Here is a 6,414-nt window from a genome sequence, read left to right as displayed (position 1 = left end):
CGCCCCACCCTGGAATCGCCGCCCGGCACATGTATGGGCCGGCTTGCGCTCCTTCGTGGCCGATGGCAGTTTCGTCGGAGGTTACGATGCCAATCTGCCCGGGTTCTTCTGGGCGGCCGGGCAGGGGGGCTATGGCATCCAGTCCTCGCCCGCCGCCGGCGAAGCCTATGCCGCGCTGATCCGGGGCGAAGCCGTGCCGGCGCATATCGCGCGTTTCGGCGTGGAGGCGGCGGCTTTGAGTCCCAAGCGCCTCATGTGAACGATTCTTCCGGCAGGGGCGCAGCGACGCCCCTGTTCAGGCCGACTTCCTGGCCGACATGAAGGAAAGCGACCGGATCTCATCGCGTGCCTCCATCGCGTCCACCAGCTTGTGCAGTACCTGCCCGGTCAAGCGGTCGTGCAGGCCGGCATGGTCTTGTTCGTATCTCTTCAAGAGCCGCTGGCAGTCGTGGTCGGTCCACATCCAGTCGCCGCTGCGGCTATTGGGCGGGAGCTGGGCACGTGCTGCCAACGGTAGCGGGGCGATGTCCTCGTGCCATTCCCACAGGTAGTTGCGCACTTCGGCCCGGGTAAAGGGGAGCCCGCACACGGTGGCCACCAGCGGATCGTGGCGCATGGTGAAATCGATGATCTCGCGTCGCAGGCTGCCATCGGACATGGGATGCCGGGCTTCGATCCAGCAATGGTAATCCTTGAGTTCGGAGAGCTTGCGCGCATGTCGTCGGGCATGGCGCGCCGGATGCAGTGCGACGTAGAGTCCGCTGCCACAATCGATGATCTCGCCGCCCGACAAGGCCACGTAGGGCCGCTTGAGCAACAGGCGCAGCACGCGGGCGCCGACCAGGGCGTAGTCGGCGCAACGTCCCAGGGTACCCCGCGATAAGCGCGCCTCGCCCGCCGCCTCTTCCATGACCTGGTTCAGGGCGTCGTCGATCAGGTCGCGCATGTCGGTCTCGACCGGCATGGTCAATGCGGCACCAGGGACGGGGACCGGGCCGATGCCGATGAGCGGATAAGGTGGATGTACACGCTGTTCCATGCACATCCTCAGCGCAGGCTGACCAAGGTTTGCAGCACTGTATCCTGCACCTTGATGCTTTGCGAATTGGCCTGGTAGACGCGCTGGGCGACGATCATGTTGACCAGTTCGGCCGTCAGGTCGACGTTGGACTGTTCGACCGCCCGACCATGCAGCGCGCCGAAGGTACCGGTAGTGGGCGTACCCACCAGCGGACTGCCGGCTGCGGCGCTGGCCTGGTAGAGGTTGTTGCCGATGGGTTGCAAGCCGTTCGGATTGGCGAAGTTCACCAGCACCACCTGGCCCAGTACCTTGGTCTGCTGGTTGCTGTAGCTGCCCACGATGCTGCCGTCCTTGCCGATGGCAAAGCTGGAGAGCGTGCCGGGCGGCGAGCCATCCTGGCTCTGGGCCAGGTTGGCGAAGGCCGATCCGGTCTGGGTCGAGCCGGCATAGTTCAGGGTGATCGGGCCGGGGAAGCTGGCCCCGCCCTTGGCCAGGGTGCTCAAGTCCAGCGACATGCCGGTGTTGGCCGTGAGCGCACCGCTGGCGTCGAAGCGCAGCGTGCCCAGCAGTTGCGGTCCGCTGGCCGGTGCCGCGGCGCTGATGAGTTTGCCATCCAGGCTGCCGTAGACCGACCAGGTGGTGCTGGGCGGACTGCCTGCGGGGGCGCTCTTGACGTAGTAGGTCTGCAGCGAATAGGGATTGCCCAGGCTGTCATAGACGGTGGCGCCGGTGGAATTGTTGTAGCTGTTGGGATTGGTGGGATCGAAGGGTTTGATGGTGGGCACGCCCTTGCGCGAATCGAGGTTGATCTTGCTGGCCACGCGCGAGGTGGCCGTGGCCGGCAGGGTGGCCGTGTCGATCTTCAGCGGCACCGGATCACCACCCACGGCGCCGGCCGGGTAACCGGTGAGGTAGGCGCCATTCATGCTGGGGTTGATCAGGTAACCATCCTTGTTCAACTGGAATTGACCGTTGCGGCCATAGCGCGGCGACTGGTCGTTGAGATTGGCCGCCAGGCGGAAGAAGCCATCGCCATTGATGGCCACGTCCAGCGCATTGTTGGTGCTGGCGATGTTGCCTTGGGTGAAGGCCTGGCTGACATTGGCCACCGTCACGCCTATCCCCACCGGCGAGTTGCCGGAGCGGTTCATGGAATTGGCATAGGCGTCGGCGAACTGCACCTGTCCTTGCTTGAAGCCCACCGTGCTGGCGTTGGCGACGTTGTTGCCGACCACTTCCAGGTGTTTGGCTGCGCCCTGCAGGCCGCTTAAACCCTGTTGAAAACTCATGCTGGTAGCTCCGTTCTGTGGGGTGAGGGGTGAGGGGGAGGTTTTTTGGGGCACCGGATCACAACTTGCGCAGGCGCGCCAGTTGCTGGGCCAGGTAGTTTTGGGTGCTCTGCATCTTGGCCAGCGTGACGTTGAGGCGATTGAACTGATTGGTGTAGCTATCGCGCAGCGTGGCCAGCCGCTCGCGGGCGGCGGCCTGCTGGTCGGTGACGGTCTTGAGGCTGTTTTGCAGGCTGCGTGTCTTGCCGGCCAGCAGACCCTGCTCACCCAGCACCTTCTCCAGCAGCGCCTGGCTACGGGTGACCACGCCCTCCTTGGCCGTAAAGAGGCGCGCTACTGCATCGAAGTTGCCATTGCCGGCCTTGGTCAGGCGCGCGTTATCCAGGGCCAGCGTGCCATCCTTCTTGAAGCTCACGCCGATGGCCGCCAGCGAACCATGCTCATTACCCGCCACCGCGCCCAGCACGGCATGGCGGATCTGGCCGATCAGGCTTTGCACCATCGTTTCCGTTGCCAGCGGCCCATGTTCACCGGCCTGGCCGCGCACCTTGGACGGGCTTTGCCGGGTGAGCTCGGCCAGTGTCTTGGACAAGGCATTGAAGGCATTGACGAAACTGGTGACGGCGCTGCTGGCGCCGCTGGTGTCGTTGCTCACCGTGAGGGTGAAGCGGTCATTGGCGGTGGTGGTCTTGTTCAGGTTCAGGGTCACGCCCGAGATGGCATTGCTTATCTTGTTGGTGGTGGCGCTGATGGCCACGCCATCGACGCTCAGGAGGGCATCCTGAGGCCGTTGCAATTGACCCATGGCACTGGCCGAGAGCAGCGCGTAGTCGCCTTTGCCGCGCAGGCTCACGGGCTCGCTGCCGCTGTTGCTCAACACCAGGCGTTCTACGGCCTTCTCGCCTTGGCCTTCCCGCTGTACGCTGGCCGTCACGCCCGACTTGGCCTCATTGATGGCGCGCGCCACATCGGCCAGCCCTGGTGCCGAACCGGCGGCGCTGGCTGTGGGTGCAAGATCGAAGCTGCGCCCACCCACGGCCAGGCTGATCGTGCCTTTGCCAAAGCGCTTGTCGGTTGCCACCGACGCGGTGCTGAGCTGGCCGGAAGGGTCCGAGGCAAAGACCGCGAAGTCGCCCGTGCCCGATACCCGAATCGCGTTCTGTGCGCCGCTTTGCTTGGCGGTCAGCACCAGGTGTTCCTGCTTGCCATCGCTGACGATGGCGGCGTTCACCCCCGCATCGGCGGCGTTGATGGCGTCGCGCACGCCACTCAAGCTGTGGTTGTTGGGTTTGATGAGGGCGGTCGATCCCGTGCCGGTCTTGATGGCCAGCACGCCCACGTCGAAGGTGGTGCCTGGGCTGATGCCCGCCGAACTGAGCTTGTGTGCTTGTGCCAGTTGCTCCACGCTGATGGCATAGCTGCCGGCGGCCGCGCTGCTGGCGTCGCGCGCGGCCTGGGTCTGGGTCATGGCGCCGGAGCGGTTTTGCTGGGGATCGAAGCTGATGGCTGACAGGCTGTTGTTGGAGCGCACCTTCAGGGTGTGGGCGGTGCCGCCGGTATTGGATTCCAGTACCAGGTGCTCGCCCGCATCGTCGCGCATGACGCTGGCGCTCACGCCAGCATTGGCGGCATTGATGGCCTCGCGCAAGCCGCTGACGGTAGCGTCGGCCTTGAGGGTGATAAAGGTCGGTGGCTTGTCACCCACCTTGATGGCCAGGGAATCGCCGGCACGGAACAGGTGGCCGCTGGCAAAGCCGCTGGACTGCAGTTTCTGGGCCAGGGCGCGGGTGGAATCGTCGACGTTGATATCGGCGCTGACGGCGTCGGCGGCGGTCTTGCCATCAGCGCTCTTGCCGCTGTTGACCACGGCCGCCTTTTGCGCGCTGAACTTGGCCGCGGTCAGCCCGGCCAGCGCATTCTGGTAGGTGGTCAGCGCCGTGCTGAGGTTGCCAAAGGCCGAGATCAAGGCATTGAAGCCATCGGCCTTGCTGGCCAGCGGCGCCAGGCGTGACTTGCTTTCCACGGCGACCAGTTGGGTGACCAGATTGGCCACGTCCAGCGGACCGGCCGAGGTGGAGATGGAACCGGTAGATGTTGCCATGCTGCCTCCGTAGAGAGGGATCGTTGGAACTGGCCTGCGAGTCCTTAACTGCCGTTGCGTACCAACATGCGTCGCACCTGATGCGCGACCAGTTGCGTGAGCGCCAGGCGTTGCCGGGCTTCGGCGCGTTTGCGCGAGGGCAGTGCGTTGATGTCGGTGAGGGCTTCCTCGCAGGGCAACTCGTAGTCGCCATCGCTGCGCCGGGCCGCGCCGATCTCTTGCCAGAAGGCGTCGTAATCGGCATGGACGTGGTCACGCTTACCGCGCCGGTTGGTCACGCGATTGCCATTGCCCACCAGCAGTACGCGCTGGCAGCCATAGCCGGCGCCAATGGCACGCACCAGCCGGATCATCAGGGACTTGGGGCGCAGGCCGAACATGTCGCGCGTGGCGCGGCGGATCTGTTCGCGGCTGTCGGCCGCGCGCGACCCCTGTATGCAACCGAGGCGCACGATCCAGCCCTGATGCTGGCGGCAGATGGTGAAGGCCGTCGAGAACAGGTGCTGCTCATCGCGGTAGAGGTGCAGGATCAGTTCGCCTTCATGGTCCAGGTTATCCATGGCGGCCAGGCGCACTTCATAGGTATCGCCCGACTTGCCCTGGAACTGGCCGATGGGAATGTGCTGGTGCGCGGCTTGCAGCACCAGCGGCGCCAAGCCGCGACGGATGATGAAGTCGTAGTGGCTGGTGAGAATTTCCAGCCGCTCCGGGCGGCGCAGGCGCAGCGATTGGTAAGGACGGTAGATCTTGTGCAGCAGGCGCGGCGAGGCCACGGCCAGCGCCGCATGGGTCGAGGTCATGTTCCAGAAGTCCAGCCAGCGCCGGGTCTGGTGCGGATGCAGCAGGCTGCGCGCGTGCAGCTTGATCTGCCGCGCCAGACGCGAGAGCAGCCGGCGTGGATGGTCAGGGGCATCCAGCAGGGTCAGCTTGCGTACCGTGCGTGGTTCTGGCGCTGCGCACGGCGAGGCCGGCAGGGAGGGCGTCAGGCCAGCGGGCCGGGTCAATGAGCTCGCGCCTGCCCGTACCAGGTGGTAGCACAGCGCCACCCCGGGCCAGAACAGGTAGCAGGCCAGGGCCAGCAACACCAGGCTCAGGCTGGCCAGCAGCGGCTCCTGGACATCCAGCATCAAGCCATAGGGCCCGTGGGAATGGGGGATGGTAACGAAAGTCATGGGCACAACTCCTTGCACGATGAACACAGAGAAAGGGAGCTCTCTGTCTTGCTTGTGCAACGAGCCGGCTGAAATGACGGTCTGTTACAAATTTTTTTTCAGTGTTTTTTCATGCCCCCACAGCGGGGCTGGGTGAAGCTTGTTGGCCCTAGAACTCCACCACGTGGGTCAGCGTGACCGTGCGCGCCGGTTCCACCCCGATGGTGGTGGTGGCGAAGTCGCTGAAGAGGCGACGGTCGAACAGGTTGCGGATGCCCAGGGTGGTGCGGCCGGCAGCGCAGCGGTAGTAGAGGCTGGCATCGACCCGGGTCTGACCGCCGATGCGCACCTGGGAATCGGCATCGCTGAAGGCCATGTAGCCGCTGCGGGCGGTCAGCCCCAGCCCGAAGCCCCAGCCGCGCCAGGCTTCCGATTGCAGGTCGTAGGTACTCCAGAGGCTGGCGCGATGGTGGGGGAACTGCGCCAGGCGGCGGTCGTCCTCGGTGTTGGCGGCGGGGCTGTAGAGGTTGTAGCTGTAGCTGGCGATGATGTTCCAGCCGCGCGCCAGGCGTCCCGACAGGCTCAGTTCCACGCCGCGGCTCACCGCCGAGGGCAGCAGGGTGTAGCGGTTGAAGGGCGAGTTGGCATCGGGGAAGGCAAATTGCAGCACATTGGTATGGCTGGCGCGATACACGGCGGCGGTCAGGATGGCGCGCCGCTCCAGCAGCTCCAGCTTGATGCCCAGCTCGGCCGATTTGCCGGTAGTGGCCGGGGCGCTGTTGATGCCGGGTTTGCCGCCGTTGAGGCTGGAGTCCAGCAGCAACTGGCCGGGTGTGAAGCTGCGGAAGGGTG

General features: G+C 65.2%; 6 protein-coding genes. 1 reads left to right on the top strand and 5 read right to left on the bottom strand.

Translation table 11 applies throughout. The annotated features are described in order from the left end of the window. On the top strand, nt 1-259 hold a 259-nt coding region (locus I5W_RS14660; protein ID WP_148289115.1), incomplete at its 5' end, for an FAD-dependent oxidoreductase. 36 nt (nt 260-295) lie between these two features. Here the strand turns inward: I5W_RS14660 and I5W_RS14655 are convergent. From I5W_RS14655 to I5W_RS14635, 5 genes are all read right to left on the bottom strand, one after another. After that, entirely contained in the window at nt 296-1,039 is a 744-nt protein-coding gene (locus I5W_RS14655; RefSeq protein ID WP_044529776.1) for a hypothetical protein, read from the bottom strand. Between the two features lie 8 nt (nt 1,040-1,047). Further along, a complete protein-coding gene (gene flgE, locus I5W_RS14650) occupies nt 1,048-2,310 on the bottom strand; it encodes a flagellar hook protein FlgE (protein ID WP_044529774.1) in 1,263 nt (420 codons plus the stop codon). 58 nt (nt 2,311-2,368) lie between these two features. Further along, entirely contained in the window at nt 2,369-4,411 is a 2,043-nt protein-coding gene (fliD, locus tag I5W_RS14645; RefSeq protein ID WP_044529773.1) for a flagellar filament capping protein FliD, read from the bottom strand. A 44-nt stretch (nt 4,412-4,455) separates the two neighbouring features. After that, nucleotides 4,456-5,583: a VirK/YbjX family protein gene (locus I5W_RS14640; protein WP_044529772.1), complete on the bottom strand. Its 1,128-nt coding sequence runs from the start codon at nt 5,581-5,583 to the stop codon at nt 4,456-4,458. Nucleotides 5,584-5,731: 148 nt separating this feature from the next. Next, the coding region (locus tag I5W_RS14635; protein WP_044529771.1) for a TonB-dependent receptor domain-containing protein at nt 5,732-6,414 on the bottom strand (683 nt) is incomplete at its 5' end.

The organism is Herbaspirillum sp. B65 (genome assembly GCF_000333555.1).
Lineage (GTDB): Bacteria > Pseudomonadota > Gammaproteobacteria > Burkholderiales > Burkholderiaceae_D > Herbaspirillum > Herbaspirillum rubrisubalbicans.
Note: the sequence above shows the minus strand (reverse complement) of the source record. Positions and strands in the feature narration are given on the sequence as shown.

Bases quoted from the DNA above. Each gene is read 5' to 3' on its own strand.
- fliD (WP_044529773.1), bottom strand. From the start codon at position 4,411: ATGGCAACATCTACCGGTTCCATCTCCACCTCGGCCGGTCCGCTGGAC.
- I5W_RS14640 (WP_044529772.1), bottom strand. From the start codon at position 5,583: ATGACTTTCGTTACCATCCCCCATTCCCACGGGCCCTATGGCTTGATG.
- flgE (WP_044529774.1), bottom strand. From the start codon at position 2,310: ATGAGTTTTCAACAGGGTTTAAGCGGCCTGCAGGGCGCAGCCAAACAC.
- I5W_RS14655 (WP_044529776.1), bottom strand. From the start codon at position 1,039: ATGGAACAGCGTGTACATCCACCTTATCCGCTCATCGGCATCGGCCCG.